At 46.4% G+C, this 18626-nt stretch carries 21 protein-coding genes; all 21 read left to right on the top strand.

Features of this window, described 5'->3' with window-relative positions; all coding sequences use genetic code 11:
* The first annotated feature begins 16 nt into the window (after window positions 1–16).
* The 21 genes from comGA (at window position 17) to BM049_RS04530 (ending at window position 18306) form a co-directional block, all read left to right on the top strand.
* The gene (comGA, locus tag BM049_RS04630; protein ID WP_091529046.1) at window positions 17–1093 is read left to right on the top strand and encodes a competence type IV pilus ATPase ComGA; all 1077 of its coding nucleotides are present in this window, start codon (window positions 17–19) and stop codon (window positions 1091–1093) included.
* Window positions 1041–2105, top strand: a complete 1065-nt coding sequence (gene comGB / locus BM049_RS04625) for a competence type IV pilus assembly protein ComGB (RefSeq protein WP_091529044.1) — start codon at window positions 1041–1043, stop codon at window positions 2103–2105. Before comGA ends, comGB begins: the two co-directional genes overlap by 53 nt.
* Before the next feature lie 16 nt (window positions 2106–2121).
* A complete protein-coding gene (gene comGC / locus BM049_RS04620) occupies window positions 2122–2457 on the top strand; it encodes a competence type IV pilus major pilin ComGC (RefSeq protein WP_245751859.1) in 336 nt (111 codons plus the stop codon).
* Window positions 2458–2472: 15 nt separating this feature from the next.
* Window positions 2473–2925 (top strand): competence type IV pilus minor pilin ComGD, encoded by a 453-nt coding sequence (gene comGD / locus BM049_RS04615; protein WP_091529041.1) that lies wholly within the window; start codon window positions 2473–2475, stop codon window positions 2923–2925.
* Window positions 2912–3235, top strand: a complete 324-nt coding sequence (locus BM049_RS04610; RefSeq protein WP_091529039.1) for a hypothetical protein — start codon at window positions 2912–2914, stop codon at window positions 3233–3235. The genes comGD and BM049_RS04610 overlap by 14 nt, the downstream gene beginning before the upstream one ends.
* Entirely contained in the window at window positions 3232–3690 is a 459-nt protein-coding gene (gene comGF / locus BM049_RS04605) for a competence type IV pilus minor pilin ComGF (protein ID WP_091529038.1), read from the top strand. Before BM049_RS04610 ends, comGF begins: the two co-directional genes overlap by 4 nt.
* On the top strand, window positions 3690–4175 hold the full coding sequence (locus BM049_RS04600) for a hypothetical protein (RefSeq protein WP_091529036.1): 486 nt from the start codon (window positions 3690–3692) through the stop codon (window positions 4173–4175). Before comGF ends, BM049_RS04600 begins: the two co-directional genes overlap by 1 nt.
* Before the next feature lie 252 nt (window positions 4176–4427).
* On the top strand, window positions 4428–5492 hold the full coding sequence (locus BM049_RS04595) for a M24 family metallopeptidase (protein WP_177188591.1): 1065 nt from the start codon (window positions 4428–4430) through the stop codon (window positions 5490–5492).
* Between the two features lie 126 nt (window positions 5493–5618).
* Entirely contained in the window at window positions 5619–6176 is a 558-nt protein-coding gene (gene efp / locus BM049_RS04590) for an elongation factor P (protein WP_091529033.1), read from the top strand.
* A gap of 53 nt (window positions 6177–6229) precedes the next feature.
* Window positions 6230–6634 (top strand): Asp23/Gls24 family envelope stress response protein, encoded by a 405-nt coding sequence (locus tag BM049_RS04585; RefSeq protein WP_091529202.1) that lies wholly within the window; start codon window positions 6230–6232, stop codon window positions 6632–6634.
* Window positions 6631–7110, top strand: a complete 480-nt coding sequence (gene nusB / locus BM049_RS04580; protein ID WP_091529030.1) for a transcription antitermination factor NusB — start codon at window positions 6631–6633, stop codon at window positions 7108–7110. The genes BM049_RS04585 and nusB overlap by 4 nt, the downstream gene beginning before the upstream one ends.
* Before the next feature lie 173 nt (window positions 7111–7283).
* The gene (gene xseA / locus BM049_RS04575) at window positions 7284–8630 is read left to right on the top strand and encodes an exodeoxyribonuclease VII large subunit (protein WP_091529029.1); all 1347 of its coding nucleotides are present in this window, start codon (window positions 7284–7286) and stop codon (window positions 8628–8630) included.
* Between the two features lie 13 nt (window positions 8631–8643).
* A complete protein-coding gene (locus BM049_RS04570; RefSeq protein ID WP_091529027.1) occupies window positions 8644–8859 on the top strand; it encodes an exodeoxyribonuclease VII small subunit in 216 nt (71 codons plus the stop codon).
* Between the two features lie 32 nt (window positions 8860–8891).
* Complete coding sequence (locus BM049_RS04565; RefSeq protein ID WP_091529025.1) at window positions 8892–9773, top strand: polyprenyl synthetase family protein; 882 nt, start codon at window positions 8892–8894, stop codon at window positions 9771–9773.
* Between the two features lie 24 nt (window positions 9774–9797).
* Window positions 9798–10604: a TlyA family RNA methyltransferase gene (locus BM049_RS04560; RefSeq protein WP_091529024.1), complete on the top strand. Its 807-nt coding sequence runs from the start codon at window positions 9798–9800 to the stop codon at window positions 10602–10604.
* 199 nt (window positions 10605–10803) lie between these two features.
* Window positions 10804–11253: an arginine repressor gene (argR, locus tag BM049_RS04555; RefSeq protein ID WP_091529022.1), complete on the top strand. Its 450-nt coding sequence runs from the start codon at window positions 10804–10806 to the stop codon at window positions 11251–11253.
* Between the two features lie 31 nt (window positions 11254–11284).
* On the top strand, window positions 11285–12985 hold the full coding sequence (gene recN, locus BM049_RS04550) for a DNA repair protein RecN (RefSeq protein ID WP_091529021.1): 1701 nt from the start codon (window positions 11285–11287) through the stop codon (window positions 12983–12985).
* A gap of 370 nt (window positions 12986–13355) precedes the next feature.
* On the top strand, window positions 13356–14795 hold the full coding sequence (gene gndA, locus BM049_RS04545; RefSeq protein ID WP_091529019.1) for an NADP-dependent phosphogluconate dehydrogenase: 1440 nt from the start codon (window positions 13356–13358) through the stop codon (window positions 14793–14795).
* Window positions 14796–15015: 220 nt separating this feature from the next.
* A complete protein-coding gene (locus tag BM049_RS04540) occupies window positions 15016–15708 on the top strand; it encodes a response regulator transcription factor (protein ID WP_091529018.1) in 693 nt (230 codons plus the stop codon).
* A complete protein-coding gene (locus BM049_RS04535) occupies window positions 15705–17246 on the top strand; it encodes a HAMP domain-containing sensor histidine kinase (protein ID WP_245751858.1) in 1542 nt (513 codons plus the stop codon). The genes BM049_RS04540 and BM049_RS04535 overlap by 4 nt, the downstream gene beginning before the upstream one ends.
* Window positions 17247–17385: 139 nt before the next feature.
* A complete protein-coding gene (locus BM049_RS04530; RefSeq protein ID WP_091529016.1) occupies window positions 17386–18306 on the top strand; it encodes a nuclease-related domain-containing protein in 921 nt (306 codons plus the stop codon).
* Window positions 18307–18626: the final 320 nt, after the last annotated feature.

Here is an 18626-nt window from a genome sequence, read left to right as displayed (position 1 = left end):
TGAAAGGGAGGATGTGATGGACACAGAGGCCTTTGCCGGTCACCTGCTCACCATGGCCGATTCTTACCGGACAAGTGATATCCATATACTGCCTGAACAGAAACATTACGACGTTTACTTTCGCCTGAATGGTCAGATGGAGAAACAGTATTATCTGGACCGGGAAGAAGGCACCCGGCTCATTTCCTACTTTAAATTCCTGTCGAACATGGATGTGGGAGAGAAGCGGCGACCCCAGAGCGGCAGTACCACGTTCCAGCTGAGCGAAAAAGCCATCGACTGCCGATTTTCAACGATCAGCAACTATCAGTCGCAGGAATCTCTCGTCATTCGCCTGCTGAAACAGAAAGAAGAAGGAGAGGGCGTTTTGGGAACGTTCTTTTCCCACGAGTGGGAGAAACTGGAGCGGCTGGTTCAGGCAAAATCCGGCCTGCTGCTGTTTTCGGGTCCGGTGGATTCAGGCAAGACCACGACCATGTACCACCTGATCAAAAACCGCATGCAGGGAGAGAAACAGCAGGTCATTACCGTCGAGGATCCGGTGGAGATAGAAGAAAGCAGCTTCCTTCAGACGCAGGTCAACGAGACAGCTGGCATCTCCTATGAGCACCTTTTGAAGTCCAGCCTAAGGCACCACCCGGATGTTATTATTGTTGGAGAGATACGCGATGAGGAAACAGCCCGCATGGTGATACGCGGTGCCCTGACCGGTCACCTTATAGTGGCTTCCATTCATGCCAAAAATGCCAGCGGGGTCATCTCAAGGATGCAGGAGTTAGGCGTCGGGCTATCGTTACTCAAACAGACCCTGATCGGCGTCGCCTTTCAGACCCTGCTGCCGCTGTACTGTCCGCTGTGTGGAACGAATTGTCAGACGTACTGTTCGCATCACGAAAGAGGGAAAAAGCGGCTGGCCTTATTTGAAGTGATGACCGCTGCAGAACTTTCAGCTGTACTGGAGAAGAATGCTGCCGGAAAATCGCTACGGGAAAAAAACGGCAGCCGGGATTTCAATCATTTACTGGAAAAGGTGTTATTGAATGGCTATATCACTGAAAAAACCTACCACCGTTATTATATTTCGAACGCATAAAGAAACAGTAAGGCAGGGGCGATTCCTGAAGCGCTGCGGTCAATTGCTGTTAGACGGATTTTCCCTTCAGGAAGCACTGGTTTTTCTGGAAACCATCGTGGAAAGTGATGCCAAAAAGATGATTGAAGTCATTCACACCGAAGTCAGTCGCGGCGAACTGTTTTCCACAGCGTTGAAGGAGGCAGGTTTTTCCGACGTGGTGTGTGCCCAGCTGTATTTCTCGCTTTTTCATGGCCAACTGGCTCAGACGGCGGTGAAAGCGGGCAGTCAGCTGCTAAAACAGGCAGAAAGAAAACGGAAAATGCAGGCCCTTTTACAGTATCCCGCTGTTCTCCTGGTATTTGTGATGATCATGCTGCTGGCGATGCGGTTCATCCTCCTGCCGCACATCAGCGAATTGACGGCTGTCCACACAGAACAACTTGATATTGGGACCCGCCTTGTCGTTGGAGGGGTCTATCATGCGCCCGAGATCCTGGCTGCAGGCAGTCTTGTCGCTCTATTCATCCTTCTGCTGTTCATGAATAAGGGAAGGAAACTGACACCAATGAACCGCCTGCAGTGGCTGACCCGATGGACCAGGTCGTCGCTGTTCACCTTATACTGGAGCCAGTTTTTCTCCAGCGAATGGGGATTTCTGCTCAAAGGTAACAGCAGCCTCCTGGAAGTCGTCACGATCATGAAACAGAATGCCTTGTCGCCACTTATCACTGAAATGGGCGAACATATAGAAATGGAAATGAAGCAGGGGAAGTCCTTTCATGATAGTCTCCAGAAACTGAGCTTCTTGAAAAAAGAAGTCACTCTGGTGGTCAGGCAGGGAGAGAAATCGGGTCATTTGGGGCAGGAGCTGGAAATGTATGCCAGAGAGTGCGAGGAGGAATTTGATAAACAGCTCGAACAGGTGATGAACTGGGTTCAGCCGATCATCTTTATATTCGTGGCGCTTGTAATCGTGGCGATTTACGCGGCTTTGCTGCTGCCGACCTTCAATGCGCTGCAGACATTTTAGGAAAAGAGGAAAAAAAATGAAGCAAATCAATGCATGGATAAAACGGGAAGAAGGCTTTACTTTGATCGAAATGTCACTGGTGCTCTTCATTATTTCGGTCCTGCTTCTGCTTTTTGTGCCGAACCTGTCCGGACGACAGACCGATGCCGCCAATACTGGAGAGGAAGCACTGGTGAGCGTGCTTCAGAACCAGGTGGATATGTACAAGATGGATAATGACGAGGTCCCGGCTTCACTGACGGTACTCAAAGATGCCAAATATATTACCGATAAGCAGTTCGCTAAAGCTGATGAAAAGTATACAATCACTGATGGTGTGGTCAGCGAGAAAACAGTAACGAGTGGACCCTGAGTGAAGGAGTAGCTCATGATCACCTTTTTCGCAAAAGACGACGGATTTACACTCATTGAAGTCCTGCTGGTCTTAGCGCTCGTGTCACTGCTGGCCACCTTTCCGGTGATGCACTTTGCCCAGCTGAAAAAAGAAACGGAAACGCAGCTGTTTTTTGAAGCTCTGCGCTCGGGGATCACGCTCATCCAGACAGAGGCGGTCGTCAACGACCACTGGACGAACATGGAAGTGCGGCCGACCAACCGGCTGATCCGGTTCAGAGTCACTGGGACGGAAAACACGGATCATCCGGCCAATCACATCCTCTATTTACCTGAATCCATCTCTTTATACGGCACATCAAAAGAATATCTGTTTTCAAAAAGTTCAGGTAATCTGGGGAACATCAACGAATTGAATTTCAGCACCATTCACGGCAGAGTGACCGTGAGTTTTCAGATGGGAAGTGGACGATTTGTCATTGAATGAAAAAGATGGCGGCTTTGTCATGCTTGAAAGTCTTGTCAGCCTCAGCATACTGGCCCTGTTTATAGGCGTCGTCTTTCCGTTTGCCATGGAGCTGATGGTTATAAGGGAGCAGACCAAAACAAACGTTGAACTGAACCGCTTCTTATACGAAACTGCTTTGTTTTACGATCAGGGTGATCTGAAGAGCCGCCAGTTCGTATCAGGTGATGTAAAAGCTCACAGCATTGAAATAGCCAGCAGTATTCGTATTTACGCTGAAGAGGATCTGGTCAGCAGCGTCGAGCTCATAACCGCGGAGTGGAATCCATGAACGTACACGTGAAGAGTGACAAAGGTTTTTCACTGCTGGAAGTCATCCTCGCTCTAAGTATCCTGAGCAGCTGTGTACTGCTGTTCTCATTTGCCATTTCACAGATCCAGACGACACGGAGTCATATAAAAGATGAACGGCAAATCGAGTGGCATCTCTTTATCAACCAGCTGGAACACGAACTGATCGATAGTGAAAATGTTTCAGCTAGTAGAGAACAGATCTCTTTTCAGAAGTTTGATCCAGTCGGTCAGCGGATAGAGAACATCACGTATGAACGGCGTTTTCAGATCATAAGGCGGCAGGTAGGGGCGCTTGGTCATCAGCCGATCCTGCTGGAGGTGCTGGCTGTCGAATTCTCATTGCTTGAAGAAGCTTTATCGATTCGGGTGGAATTTAAAAATGGAGAAGAATACAACGCCAAGTTACGTGTGAATGAACAGGACAGTGGATGATGGATAAGAAGTTAAGGACAAATGAAGAAGGTAGTCTGCTGCTGTCGACTTTTCACTTACTATTGTTCATCTCGTTTCTTATCCTGTCCGTGACAGCTATCGTTAATAATCAGCTGATGCAGCTGCATCAGATCAGTCAGGCTTATGAAGCAAAAGCACTGATCGAAGTAAGTGAGTCTTTGCTCAAAGACAGACTTGTACGGGAAGAGGTGGAAGCAGCCACCCTCTATTTCAGCCAGGGTCACGTGGAAATCATTAAAGAAACGGATACAGACTATTCACTCGTAGCCCATTTGACTAACCATTATACGCGTCGTCAGATGCTTCGCATCGAACCGGAACCAAATCCCAAGGGCATACTGATCATTCCAGAAGACTCAGACACTGGTGATGTGTTTTCAACTGATGAAAACAGCAGCACGGGCATGTCTTGGGAATCGACTGGAACGTTGGAAGTAATAGAGACGCTTACAGGAAACGAATGATTTGCTTCGGGAATGACCTAAAAAAAGGATTTCAATCACTAGGATCTAGAACTTTTTAAATCAACTGGACAGACGATAGAGCATTTCTGTAGTGAGACATAAAAGTCTTAACAGTATGCTCTTTCTTAATATTCGGTCAATGGACATACATACCGGCGTGCGTTTATTTTTCACCACTACTTTGCTATAATGATAAAGGAGTGTTCATAAAAAAATGAACAGAGTGGAATTCAAATTATAGAATAGGGTGTAATGATGTCACGTGTAGAAAAAATTCAGAACAAGATGAAAGAACAGAATATCGAAGCAATACTGATCACCAGCCCATACAATCTTAGATATGCCTCCGGATTCACTGGCTCAACTGGGCTGAGTGTGGTGACACAGACTAAAGCGTTCTTTGTCACAGATTTCCGGTACACGGAACAAGCTTCAGAACAGGCTGTCGGCTTTGAAGTGATTCAAAATACAGGACCGATTTATGAAGAAGTGAAAACCATCGTTGAAAAGGAAAAAATCAGCGTGTTGAGTTTTGAAAAAGACTTCGTGACCTATGCTACATTCGATCAGATCAGAGACTTGCTGCCATGCGAATTGAATCCGAGCAGTGGTCTGCTGGAATCTCTGCGTGAAATCAAAGACCAAGACGAAATCGAAACGATCCAGCAGGCGATCAGGATCACGGAGAACGCCTTTGAAGAGATTCTAAACTTCATTAAACCCGGAGTGACAGAAATAGCTGTCGCCAACAAACTTGACTTTTTGATGCGTGAACAGGGTGCGACAAGTGTCTCTTTCGACACTATCGTGGCCAGCGGCAAACGGTCGGCAATGCCTCATGGTGTGGCCAGCGACAAGGTGATCGAAGAAGGCGACATGATCACGATCGATTTCGGCTGCTACTATAAAGGGTATGTCTCGGATATGACCCGCACCTTTTCTTTAGGCGACCCCGGCGAAGAACTGAAAAAGATCCACCAGATCGTTTTGGATGCTCAGCTGAAAGTTAACGAGGCGGCCAGACCTGGTATCACAGGTAAAGAACTGGATGCGATAGCTCGTGACTACATTACGGAAAAAGGATACGGTGATGCGTTTGGTCATTCTACCGGTCATGGCATCGGGTTGGAGGTTCACGAAAACCCCGGGATCAACTTCCGCAATGACAAACCGCTGGTGGAAGGCAATGTGATCACCAATGAACCCGGTATTTATATCCCCGGTTTAGGCGGGGTCAGAATCGAAGACGATCTGGTCATCACGAAAGACGGCAGCCGTAATCTGATGAATGTAACCAAAGAACTGATCCAGCTTTAAAAAAGTTAAATTTACAGAAAAATTTAACTGTGAAAATAGGTTTTCATATTTAATCATGATACAATAGAAGCAAGCAATCGTATCGGTAATTCAATTCCGGTCGAAAGGTAACTAGGAGGAAAACGAATGATATCTACAAGTGATTTAAAAAATGGATTAACGATCGAATATGATGGAAGCATCTGGCGTGTCATGGAATTTCAGCATGTCAAGCCTGGTAAGGGAGCCGCTTTTGTTCGTTCTAAACTGAAAAATCTGCGTACAGGTGCTCTTCAGGATGTGACATTCAGAGCCGGTGAAAAATTTGAAACGGCGCATATAGAGAATAAAAACATGCAGTACTTGTATGACAATAACGGCAGCCATGTATTCATGGATACGGATACTTATGAACAGCTGGAGATCCCTGGCGAGCGCATCGAAGAAGAACTGAAATATATGAAAGAAAATATGGCAGTCAGCATCATGATGTATGGCAGTGAAGTTCTAGGCGTTGAATTGCCGACAAAAGTGGAGCTGAAAGTCGTCGAGACTGAACCGGGCATCCGCGGTGATACATCCGGCGGCGGGTCAAAACCTGCTACACTGGAAACAGGTGCAGTCGTGACTGTTCCCCTGTTTGTCAACAAAGATGATGTACTGGTCGTCAATACAGCTGAAGGCACATATGTCTCCCGTGCTTAATTAAAAGTTTGCTGAACCATTTTAAAGGAGGAACGACAGTGGAAGAAAAAGTGATGAGAACGAACCAGAGCAATCCTTTAGGTGAAATCGAAGTCGCCCCCGAAGTGCTTGAAGTTATCGCTGGTATTGCGGCGAATGAAGTGGATGGCGTGTATGCCATGCAGGGGAAATTTACCAAAAAAATGAAAATCGCTTTCGGGAAACCGAATCATAAAAAAGGTGTGCATTTAACTTCTGATGAAGACGGTCTGAAAGTAGACATATACTGCTACTTCAAATTTGGCGTCAACGTACCTGAAGTGGCGCAGGCCATCCAGAAGAAAGTGCGTGAACAGATCTTCCATATGACAGATATCACTTTAGCAGAAGTGAATATCCATATTGCAGATATCGTACCTGAAAAAACATCATTCCAGGACTTGTTTGACTTGGACAGAGAAGAGGATGAGGAAGAGTGACCACTGTCAGGCGTGTAATTCGGGAAAAAGCCTTTCAGTCTCTTTTCCAATTAGCTACCCATGAAGAATTGACCATAGATGAAGCCATTCAGTTAGCCCTGGATAGTACATTGTCTCATAAAGACGACCGTACGATCGAAGAAGCGATGGCCGCTGCACTACCAGGCAAGAAAAATAGTGAAGAAATCGTCACCGATGCCCTGGCTTATCTGAGAGTTTTAGTCACAGGTGTGCAGGAACATCGCGACGAGATCGATCAGACCATTACAAAGCATTTGAAGAACTGGACGATAAACCGTCTGGAGCGAACCAACTTATTACTGCTGAGATTAGCGACATACGAATTAGTATACCAGCCGGCTGTCGATAAACGCATCGTCATGAACGAAGCCATCGAACTGACAAAGACGTTCAATGATGACAAGTCGAGTAAGTTCGTCAACGGTATACTTCAGAGTATAGCTGACAATAGATAGCACTTTTTCTGTCGTTCCCAAATTATCTGCTTTTGTTATGGATGAGCTCAAAATTGAGATGAATGACGAGCAGTAAACGAGGGCGAAAAGCAAGGCGGAGAACCGTCTGCTTTTCTGCTCTTTTTCTATTTACATAACAAACAGCACTGAAAAAGCAGGAAGGAAAGTATGATATGGACCAGGAGTACTTAACAGTCACTCAGTTAACACGTTACGTGAAGCGAAAATTTGATTATGACCCTTATCTGGAGCGTGTTTTCGTCAAAGGAGAAATTTCAAATTACAATCCAAAGCGACGAAACAGGCATCAGTACTTCAGCATAAAAGACCAGGGGGCGAAACTGTCTGCCGTTCTGTTTTACAAAGAGCAGCAGAACCTCTCTATGGATCTCGAAGAGGGGATGAGCGTCTTGGCGGTCGGTCGCCTGTCTGTGTATGAAAAAACTGGCTCCTACCAGCTTTATGTCGATCATATCGAACCGGAAGGCTTAGGGCAGCTGTACGCCGCTTACGAGCAGACAAAGAAAAAACTGACCGATGAAGGCTGGTTCGATCTCGACCGGAAGAAACCGCTTAAACGGTTCCCGCAAAAGATCGGGATCGTAACAAGCCAGAGCGGAGCCGTTATCCGGGATATCCAGACGACGATCGAACGCCGTTTCCCGATCGTGGAACTGTATCTGTTTCCCGCTGTCGTCCAGGGAGAAAAAGCCGCGGATTCCATCGTCAGAGGTATCCGTCAGGCAGATGAATATAACCTGGACACGCTGATCGTCGGACGTGGAGGCGGGTCATTCGAAGACCTTTTCCCTTTTAATGAAGAAAGAGTGGCGCTGGCCATTGCAAACGCACAGACACCTGTCATTTCTTCTGTCGGACATGAGACCGATACGACCCTGGCCGATCTGGCTGCTGATATCAGAGCTGCGACACCGACGGCGGCTGCAGAACTGGCTGTCCCTGTACTGACTGAAGAAGTCGGCCGAATCGGTCAGAACCGTCAGCGGGTGATGCAGGCAATGACGACGATCATCAGACGGGAAAAGGAACGTGTCGACCGTTTGGAGCGTTCGTATATTTTCAGACAGCCCAGACGCCTGTATGACGGATACAGTCAGAACCTTGACCAGCTGACAGATCAGCTGATCCGGACAGCAGATAACCAGGTGAAAGAAGAGAAGTACCGGGTCCATCTACTGGATCAGGAACTAAAAGCCTACCATCCTGGAACCCAGGTCAGACAGGCTGCCGGAAATCTGGATGCACTTACCAAACAGCTGATGACTTCAGCCAGACAACTTGTGAAAAACGAAGAGAACGATGTGAATAACCTGATCCAGTCGCTTGACCACTTATCCCCACTGAAGATTCTGAGCCGAGGGTATGCCATCACCCAGGGAAAAGGGGGCATAGTGAAATCGGTCGAACAGGTGAAGCCGGATGACCCGATCGATATCACAGTATCGGACGGTCTTATAAAAGCAAGAGTGGCAGAGACAATCAAGAAAGAAATGGAATGAAAAGGAGAAACAAATGGATAAAGAGAAAACATTCGACGAAGCAATGAAAGAGCTGGAAACCATCGTTCAGAAACTCGAACAGGGCGATGTCCCGCTGGAAGAAGCACTGGATCAGTTCCAGGAAGGCATTAAGTTGAGTCGTTATTGTAAAGGTATCGTAGAAGATGCGGAAAAAACAGTAACAAAAATGGTCAATGAAAATGGAAATGAAGAAATACTTGAAGACTAAGCTATTATTTAATGACATAAAAGGAGTCGACTATGCAGTTTCAGACGTTTACAGAAGCATACAAAGAGTCATTTGAAAACTATCTAACGGATCTTATTCAGAATAAAAGCCAGACGGCCATCGAAGAGGCCATGCGCTATTCTCTTGAAGCCGGCGGGAAACGCCTCCGCCCGCTGATTTTGCTTGCGCTGGTCAGGGCCTTCGATCAAGATTATACACAGGCATTACCGGCAGCTGCCGCACTTGAAATGATCCATACGTATTCTCTTATTCATGATGATCTTCCTGCCATGGATGACGATGACTTGAGAAGAGGCAAACCGACCAGCCATATCAAGTATACTGAAGCGACGGCTATACTGGCTGGCGATGCACTTTTGACCAAAGCGTTTGAAATACTGACGCAAGGGAACCTTGCCGATAAAGTCAAGCTTTCGCTGATCAGAGAATTGGCTCAAGCTTCAGGCCATGAGGGGATGGTCGGGGGCCAGCAGGCAGATATGGACGGCGAGAACAAAGACCTGAGTGTTGAAGAGCTCGCCTCGATACATTCCCGCAAAACGGGCATGCTTATTCGCTTTGCGTTCAGAGCAGCGGGCCTCTTAACTGAAAGAGATGAAGTTACGTTGACAGATCTGGATACGATCGCTGACAAAGTGGGGGTAGCTTACCAGATCAGAGATGATATCCTGGATGTCACCAGTACAGAAGAAGAAATCGGGAAACGTGTGGGAGCAGACGCCAAACACGGCAAGAGCACGTATCCCGCTCTGCTTGGACTGGAAGGTGCACAGGCGCGCTTCGATGAACATCTGGATGACGCGCTGGAACTGAACGAGGCGATAAAAAGGCGGCATAGTGATTATGACAAAGAACTGCTGGCGTCCTTTATTCTGTCCCTGAAATTGAAGTGAACGTGTCGACAGCGAGGTGAAAAAGTGAAAAAACAACGGGCAGATGATTTACTTATAGCACAAGGATGGGCCGAAGACCGGGAACAGGCAAAACGGTTCATTATGTCCGGCAAAGCCTATACAGAAAAGGAAGAGCAAATATTTACTGCCGGAGAAAAATGGCCTGGGGATACCACGGTCTATATCAAAGGGGCAGATCAGCTCTATGTCAGCCGCGGCGGCAGAAAATTGGAAAAAGCACTCGAAGTTTTCGGCATCGATTTAACTGGACGCATCGTCCTGGATATCGGGGCATCCACGGGGGGCTTTACTGATGTGTGTCTGCAGCAGGGGGCGAAACTGGTCTATGCTCTGGATGTCGGCACGAACCAGCTGGCCTGGAAACTGCGTATCGATAAGCGGGTCGAAGTGATGGAACAGACCAACTTCAGGCATGTCACGATCGGTGATTTCAAAAAAGGCAGACCAGAAGTTGCGACGATCGACGTATCGTTTATTTCTCTACAGAAAATCTTTCCGACATTGAAAACGATATTGGCACCAGGCGGCGAAGTCGTAGCGCTGATCAAACCGCAGTTTGAAGCTCAGAAAGAGGATGTCGGCGAAAAAGGCATCATCACTGACCGTTCCGTTCATGAATATGTCGTGAGAGACAGTGTCGACTATCTCTATGATCAGGGCTTCCAAGTGAAACGAGTGATTCCCTCGCCCATCAAAGGCGGGAAGGGAAACAAGGAATTTCTGGCGCATATCGCTTTAAGTGAAAAGATAGCGCTGAGCAAAGAGGAACATATGAACAGTGCCATCAGCGACGCGCTATTTGTGGACTGATCACTGTATATAATCGATTATAATATTAATAAATGTCTCTTTCTATGCAGTTCCTATTTTAAAAAGAACAGGGTTTTCCAAAGTGTTGATATTGGCATACACAGTAAAAAGAAGTATAATAAGAGTGAATAAACTGTATAAATATACTGACGACCTGTGGAACTGACAACGAGGAAAACATGCATAGGAGTGAATAAAAGTGAAAAAGAAAGAAAGACATCAATTGCTGAGGAAACTCGTTCAGCAGGATGTGATAAGGAAGCAGGAAGATTTCGTCGATAAACTTCACGAAAGAGGGATCGAGGTCACTCAGGCGACGATATCCAGAGACATCAAAGAACTGCAGCTGGTGAAAGTACCTGCTCAGGACGGCGGTTATCGGTATAATCTTCCTCCTGAAATGAATTACGATATATCAAAAAAACTCTCACGCTTGATGAGAGATGCCTTTGTATCCATCGACACGCAGAGAGAATTTGTTTTGATCCGTACGCTTCCTGGAAATGCCTTTGCGCTGGGATCTCTGATCGAGACAGCGAAGTACAGTGAGATGTTCGGTTGTGTGTCAGGAGATGATACAGTTTTGATCATCTGTCGTGACGAAGAAAGTGCAGAACGTTTCCAGAGAAGGATCATCTCCTTTATATAACACGACCACCAACAGACTAGGAGGTTTGTCTTTGTTAGAATCGTTGCGAATCAAGAATTTTGCAATAATAGAAGAATTGAAATTAGACTTTAAAGAGGGCATGACTGTCCTGACAGGGGAAACCGGTGCAGGAAAGTCCATTATCATCGATGCGGTAGGCTTACTGGCCGGCGGAAGAGGTTCGACGGAATTCGTCCGTTTCGGTGCAAAGAAGTGTGTCCTGGAAGGGGAATTCGGTTTCAGGCCTTCGGCGGAGCTTTTGAATCTGCTCAGTCAACATGAAATCGAACACGAAGCCGATACCCTGCTTATTCAGCGTGAGATTTTTGCAAGCGGTCGGACCGTCTGCCGTATCAACGGCAGTATCGTAACGATTGCCGTACTGAAAGAAATCGGCAGTCATCTTATCGACATTCACGGTCAGAATGAACATCAGGAACTCATGGTGACGGAGAATCACAGCCATCTGCTCGATTACTTTGGACCCAAAGAACTGTTGAAGCTGAAAAAAGACTATCAGAAGGTTTTTCATGACTTTAAACAGCTCACAAAGGAACGCGAACAGTGGGTGTTCAACGAACAGGAGCTTGCTCAGCGGCTGGATATTTTAAGGTATCAGGTCGATGAGATCGAAGCGGCCCAGCTGCATCCAAAGGAAGAAGAAGAGCTGCTGGAAGAAGAGAAGAAGCTGGCGAACCATCAAGCGATCGTCGAAGCCTTATCTTCCAGTTATGCGGCCCTTCAAGGAGAAGAATACAGCGGACTCGACAGTGTCGGTCAGGCCATGGAAAAGATGGCTGCTGTAGAAAACATCGACGAGTCATTCAAGCAGATAGCGGAAAGTTTGTCTACAGCCTTTTTCCAGCTTCAAGAAGCGGCCAGTGATATTTATTCGGAACTGGACGGTCTGGAGTATGATGAAGAGCGTCTCAACGAGATCGAGACCCGCCTGAACTTTATTCAGCAGCTGAAACGGAAATACGGGAATTCTGTTGAAGCCATCCTGGATCATTTTGAAAAGTCAGAAAAAGAACTGAAAAAGCTTGAAAACAGAGAAGAACAAGTCGATGGATTAAGTAAAAAAATAAAAACAGCACAGACAGAAGCACGGAAACTGGCTGAAAAACTGTCAGTGCTTAGAAAAGAGACAGCAGTCGTACTGGAAAACAGTATTCAGGAACAGCTGAAAGAACTTTACATGGAGAAAGTGAAATTTCAAGTGGCCTTCAAAGGTTCTGAAGCGGCTGATCCGGTGCTGACTGAACAGGGGATCGATAAAATCGAATTCTTCGTCTCCACAAACCCAGGAGAACCGTTGAAAGCACTGAGTAAAGTGGCTTCCGGCGGGGAACTGTCGCGCATGATGCTGGCTATGAAGACGATTTTCTCTCAGTCGCAGGGGATCACAAGCATCATTTTCGATGAGGTCGACACCGGCGTCAGCGGCCGTGTCGCTCAGGCGATCGCGGACAAGATCTATTCGGTCGCCAAGCATTCCCAGGTCCTGTGTATCACGCACTTGCCGCAGGTCGCCGCTATGGCTGATCAGCATCTCTACATCAAAAAAACCACGGACGACGAACGCACGCAGACGAGTGTGGAACGTCTTGTAGAGCATGCCCGCGTAGAAGAGATCGCGCGCATGCTTTCCGGAGATGAACTGACTCAGCTGACGAAAGACACAGCAGGGGAATTACTGAAACTGGCCGGAAAGAAAAAAACACGCGTCTAAAAAATCGACTGGAATTAAAAAATCTCCTGTCTGAAGACCAGACAAGAGATTTTTCCAGGATATTTATTTGATTGTTGATTATAATACGCTCAATAATGAAGCAAATACTGGGACAACCATCGTCAGAACAAGAATACCAATCATGATGCGAGTCATTGTGCTTGTAGATCCTTTATCTTTTCTGTTAGCCATAGGATGTGCACCCACTTTCTTTATTCATTTCAGCTATAAGTGTACTGAAAGTAACGGTGAAATGCAAGGGACAAGTTGAGAGTTTCAAAAGTGTTCATATTTTGTTAATATATAAAGGTAAACTCTGTAACAAAAGAGATAACTAATTCAGCACGAAATAATAGGAGGAGTTTGATCAATGAGTAAACAACAAGTCGGCGTCATCGGAATGGCTGTCATGGGTAAAAACCTGGCTTTGAATATCGAGAGCCGTGGCTATTCCGTGTCGCTGTATAACCGTACGTCATCAAAAACGACAGCTGTGGTCGAGGAAAACCCTGACAAAAATGTCGTAGCAACCTATGAACTGGAGGAATTCGTCAATTCGCTTGAAAAACCAAGAAAGATTTTGCTGATGGTTCAAGCCGGAAAAGGAACGGATGCTGTGATCCAGCAGTTACTGCCTTACTTGGATGAAGGGGATATCCTGATCGACGGCGGAAACACATTCTATCAGGACACGATGCGTCGCAGCAGTGAACTGGCAGACTCAGGCATCAACTTCATCGGTACCGGCGTTTCTGGCGGGGAAGAAGGCGCGCTTAAAGGACCTGCGATCATGCCGGGCGGACAAAAAGAAGCCTATGATCTGGTCGCACCGATCCTTGAAAAAATCGCAGCCAAAGCACCGGCCGACGGCGAACCATGTGTGACTTACATTGGGCCGAATGGCGCCGGCCACTACGTCAAGATGGTGCATAACGGCATCGAATACGGTGACATGCAGCTGATCGCCGAATCTTATGACCTGATGAAAAATATGGTCGGCTTGTCGAATGAAGAAGCGGCAGAAGTCTTCAACGAATGGAACGAAGGCGAACTGGACAGTTTCCTGATCGAGATCACAGCCGATGCATTGACGAAAAAAGATCCTGAAACAGGAAAAGACATGGTCGACATCATTTTAGACCGTGCCGGCAACAAGGGGACCGGTAAATGGACATCCCAGAGTGCGCTTGACCTGGGGATCCCGCTGCCGCTGATCACTGAATCTGTCTTTGCCCGTTATATTTCAGCCATGAAAGAAGAACGCGTGGAAGCCAGCAAAGTCCTGCCTAAACCGGCAGCTAAACTATACGAAGGCGACAAAAAAGAACTGATCGAAAAAATGCGTGAAGCGCTGTACTTCAGTAAAATCATGAGTTACGCACAAGGTTTCGCCCAAATGGGGACAGCATCTAAAGAGCATGACTGGAACCTCGAATATGGCGAGATCGCCAAGATTTTCCGTGCCGGCTGTATCATCCGTGCGCGCTTCCTGCAGAAAATCACAGAAGCGTATGAACGTGAACCGGAACTGAAAAACCTGGTCCTGGATGAATATTTCATGGATATTGCTGAAAGATACCAGCAGTCAGTAAGAGATCTCGTTGGACTGGCAGTGCAGGCAGGCGTTCCTGTACCGGCCTTTTCATCTGCGATCGCCTATTACGATTCCTACCGTTCAGAACGCTTGCCGGCCAACATCATTCAGGCACAGCGTGACTATTTCGGTGCGCATACCTATCAGCGTGTCGACAAAGAAGGAACGTTCCACTTCGACTGGTATGGTAATGAAGGCGAAGAAAGCTGGGACTAAACCAAACTGATCGAATCAAATAATCAACAATAGCAGGTTTTCTTTCAGAAAACCTGCTATTGTCTTGTTATAAAATTTATAACTTGTTATAATGTTTAAATTAGAGGAGTCTTACATTTCTAATTATTTAGAATTGTGGTAAACTGAAAGGGCGTAATGTCAGGAATAATCAGATTAATTTAAACTCATAAACGCATAAAAAACAGTAGGAGTGAAAAATGTGGCAAAGATTTTAATTATAGAAGACGAAAAGAACTTAGCTCGCTTTGTCGAACTGGAATTGACACACGAAGGATTCGAGACGGAGGTCCGATTTGATGGACGTTCAGGTCTGGAAGCTGCGGTCGATGAAAATAAAGAATGGGACATCGTCCTGCTCGACTTGATGCTTCCCGAATTGAACGGTATTGACGTTGCAAGGCGTATCCGTCAGGTAAGCAATGTGCCGATCATCATGATGACTGCCCGCGATTCTGTCATTGACCGTGTCTCCGGCTTCGATCATGGTGCCGATGATTATGTCGTCAAACCTTTCGCGATCGAAGAATTATTGGCGCGCATGCGTGCACTGCTTCGTCGTATCGAAATCGAAACCGAAGAAAACGTCAGCCGTCAGACGACGATCACGTATAAAGACATTACGGTCGAAAAAGAAAACCGTGTCGTCAAACGCGGAGACGACATCATTGAACTGACGAAAAGAGAATACGAACTGCTCGTTGAACTGATGGAGAACTTGAACGTGGTCCTTTCCCGTGAAGTCCTATTAAATAAAGTCTGGGGCTATGAAACGGAAGTGGAAACCAACGTCGTCGATGTTTATATCAGATATCTGCGTAACAAGATCGATGTGCCAGGAAAAGAAAGCTACATTCAAACGGTCAGAGGTACAGGATACGTGATGCGTACGTGAAACCTCAAGCAGCCGTTGATACGAAAGGAATAAACGAAACAAAACGTATTTCTTTGAGATGGAAGTGGACTATCGGGGCTGCGATTGCATTATTCTTGACTTATACCATATTTTCTACGATCCTGTTCATCACGTTTCAGCAGATCATGATCGATAATGAACAGCAGGCTGTAAGAAACGTCATGGTAAATTTAACGGAACGATTCGGTCAGCATTTTTATGATTTGACCGAAGAAGATGTCGAAGATGTTTTGCTCCAGCAGGAGTTATACTTGACACCTGAAATGCCTATACTGGAAGAGTCGCAGAATCAGCGAAGCACCCCTTTGCGTGCAAGTCAGGGGAGCATCGTGATCAGAGTCTATAATCCTGAAGCAGAACTATTGTACGAAACCAATGACGTCGATATCGCTTTCGAACCGAATGAAACACTTCAGATCGAAACGATCGAAGAAGGACCGAACGGCGAAGCTCTTTCAGCGGTCACACCTGTGTACTCCTTTTTAAACAATCAACGGATCGGCTACGTCCAGGTCATCAATACCTTGTCGTCCTATCACGAATTGTTTAGAAGTGTATTAGGTGCGATCCTGCTGACCGGAGTAATCGCCCTGCTCTTTAGTGGGGTCATCGGTTATATTATAGCTATTTCCTTCCTTCAGCCGATCCGTCGGTTGACCGAAGCCATGCACATCATTGAAAAAGATCCCGAGTCCCGTGAACGTATCGATGTGGGCGATGGGAATGATGAGCTGACAGAGCTGGCCAATGCCTACAATGCCATGCTTGATCGGATGCAGCGGAACATCGAACAGCAGAAACAGTTCGTTGAAGACGTGTCCCATGAGCTGCGCACACCCGTGGCTGTCGTAGAAGGGCACATGAAGCTGTTAAATCGCTGGGGTAAAGACGATCCGGTGGTTCTAGACGAGTCACTCAGTGCGTCACTTCAGGAAATCGAACGCATGAAGAGTCTGGTGCAGGAGATGCTCGACTTGTCACGTGCCGAACAGGTGGAGATCCATTATAAAAATGAACGGACATCCGTTCGAGAACTTATCAATCAGACCTATAACAACTTCAAGCTGGTCCATCCTGACTTCACCTTCATACTGGATGATGATCTGCACAAAGAAACGTTCGTGAACATTTACCGTAATCATCTGGAGCAGATCCTGATCATCCTGCTTGACAATGCAGTGAAATATTCCACCGATCAGAAAGTGGTGCATTTGAGCGTGTCCGACAATGGGCCGAACGTTCAGATCGCCGTTCAGGACTTCGGTGAAGGGATGACTGAAGAAGATACCGAGAAGATTTTCCACCGTTTCTACCGCGTCGACAAAGCAAGGAGTCGTCACAAAGGCGGGAATGGACTGGGCTTGTCTATCGCTAAACAGCTGATTGAAGGCTATCATGGAAAAATCTGGGCAGAAAGTGTCCTGCATCACGGCTCTATTTTCAGGATCGAATTGCCGAAACTTAAAGAAGATCAGTCAGTGCCAAAAAAGAAAGCAAATAACATCGATGAAGAATAAAACAGCGAAGTTTAGACTCCGGACCGTACATCAAATTGTATGGTCCGTTTTTTTTGACAAAAAAAGTTAATTTTTGATCGGTTGGACAATATCTACTAATGAAGGAAGATTTAATAGTCTATAGAACAGGAGGAACAACATGGAAACAGCGACAAGAAACAAATCGGAACAGTTAAAAATAATGGAGTCGCTCAACAGCAGAAGCCGGCTGCCACATTCACAGAAGCAGTACCTGCTGAATCTGAAAAAGGGTTTTGAAGGAGAGGAGCTTTTTGACCAGCTGATTCAGAAACATCTCGGCACGGATGTTCTAGTTTTAAACGACCGGCTAGTCACTTATAACGGTTCCACAGCCCAGATAGATGCCCTGGTTGTTATCGGGAATATACTCTATCTATATGAAGTGAAAAATTATGAAGGAGAATACCAGCAGTTAGCCGGACAGTTCCGTCGGCTCAAAGGCAAGGATTTTATCTGTCCGAGTGTTCAGTTGTATCGGACAGAAAAAGTTCTGCAGCAGATGATCAGTCAGTGGACCGAATCCCTTGAGATCTGTTCCTTTGTGATCTTTGTCAGTCCTGATTTCACCTTGTATGATGCCAGGATCACTAACCCATTTATTCTACCGACGCAAATCAGCACGCATTTCACCAAACTGAAAAATGCTCAGCTCCAGTCTTCTATTGAAAGCAAGCGTATCCTTAATAAACTTCAGTCGGAAAGCAGAAGCGGCGAAACGTATCGAGGAACGCCCCAGGAGTATAAGTACGAGGAATTGAAGAAGGGACTGATTTGTCCGGACTGCTGCTCATTTAATCTGAAACTGAGTGAGCGTCAGGCAATCTGTCTTGATTGTGGAAGGAAAATTAGTGCGGATGCTTTGCTGTTGAACCATATGAACGAAATAAAGATGCTATTCCCTGAAACAGATCTGACCACGTCACTAGTGTACGAATGGATAGCGGGGAAGTTTGTTAAAAGGAGGATAGGTCGATTATTAAGGAGTCTTAAATTAAACGATAGAGATAATAAATCAACTTTATGTCGAACTCGCGGGTAGTGGGGAACGTGAATCGACAGTTACGAAACCGAAATGTCGAATTCGCAGACAGTGGAGAACGTGAATCGACAGTTACGAGACCGAAATGTCGAATTCGCGGGTAGTGGGGAAGACGAGTCAACAGTTTTGCGACCGAAATGTCGAACTCGCAGAGAGTGGAGAACATGAATCGACAGTCACGAGATCGAAATGTCGAACTCGCAGACAGTAGGGAACGTGAATCGACAGTTGCGAGACTGAAATGTCGAACTCGCAGACAGCGGAGACCGTGAATCGACAGTTGCGAGACTGAAATGTCGAATTCGCAGACAGTGGAGAAC

It is taken from the genome of Alkalibacterium subtropicum, from assembly GCF_900112455.1.
GTDB classification, from domain to species: domain Bacteria; phylum Bacillota; class Bacilli; order Lactobacillales; family Carnobacteriaceae_A; genus Alkalibacterium; species Alkalibacterium subtropicum.
The sequence above is the reverse complement of the archived record's forward strand: the minus strand, read 5'-3'. Positions and strand labels throughout refer to the sequence as shown.

Bases quoted from the DNA above. Each gene is read 5' to 3' on its own strand.
- BM049_RS04530 (WP_091529016.1), top strand. From the start codon at position 17,386: ATGGAAACAGCGACAAGAAACAAATCGGAACAGTTAAAAATAATGGAG.
- BM049_RS04570 (WP_091529027.1), top strand. From the start codon at position 8,644: ATGGATAAAGAGAAAACATTCGACGAAGCAATGAAAGAGCTGGAAACC.
- BM049_RS04565 (WP_091529025.1), top strand. From the start codon at position 8,892: ATGCAGTTTCAGACGTTTACAGAAGCATACAAAGAGTCATTTGAAAAC.
- comGD (WP_091529041.1), top strand. From the start codon at position 2,473: ATGATCACCTTTTTCGCAAAAGACGACGGATTTACACTCATTGAAGTC.
- comGB (WP_091529044.1), top strand. From the start codon at position 1,041: ATGGCTATATCACTGAAAAAACCTACCACCGTTATTATATTTCGAACG.
- comGC (WP_245751859.1), top strand. From the start codon at position 2,122: ATGAAGCAAATCAATGCATGGATAAAACGGGAAGAAGGCTTTACTTTG.
- comGF (WP_091529038.1), top strand. From the start codon at position 3,232: ATGAACGTACACGTGAAGAGTGACAAAGGTTTTTCACTGCTGGAAGTC.
- BM049_RS04595 (WP_177188591.1), top strand. From the start codon at position 4,428: ATGATGTCACGTGTAGAAAAAATTCAGAACAAGATGAAAGAACAGAAT.
- BM049_RS04585 (WP_091529202.1), top strand. From the start codon at position 6,230: ATGAGAACGAACCAGAGCAATCCTTTAGGTGAAATCGAAGTCGCCCCC.
- gndA (WP_091529019.1), top strand. From the start codon at position 13,356: ATGAGTAAACAACAAGTCGGCGTCATCGGAATGGCTGTCATGGGTAAA.
- efp (WP_091529033.1), top strand. From the start codon at position 5,619: ATGATATCTACAAGTGATTTAAAAAATGGATTAACGATCGAATATGAT.
- xseA (WP_091529029.1), top strand. From the start codon at position 7,284: ATGGACCAGGAGTACTTAACAGTCACTCAGTTAACACGTTACGTGAAG.
- comGA (WP_091529046.1), top strand. From the start codon at position 17: ATGGACACAGAGGCCTTTGCCGGTCACCTGCTCACCATGGCCGATTCT.
- BM049_RS04600 (WP_091529036.1), top strand. From the start codon at position 3,690: ATGGATAAGAAGTTAAGGACAAATGAAGAAGGTAGTCTGCTGCTGTCG.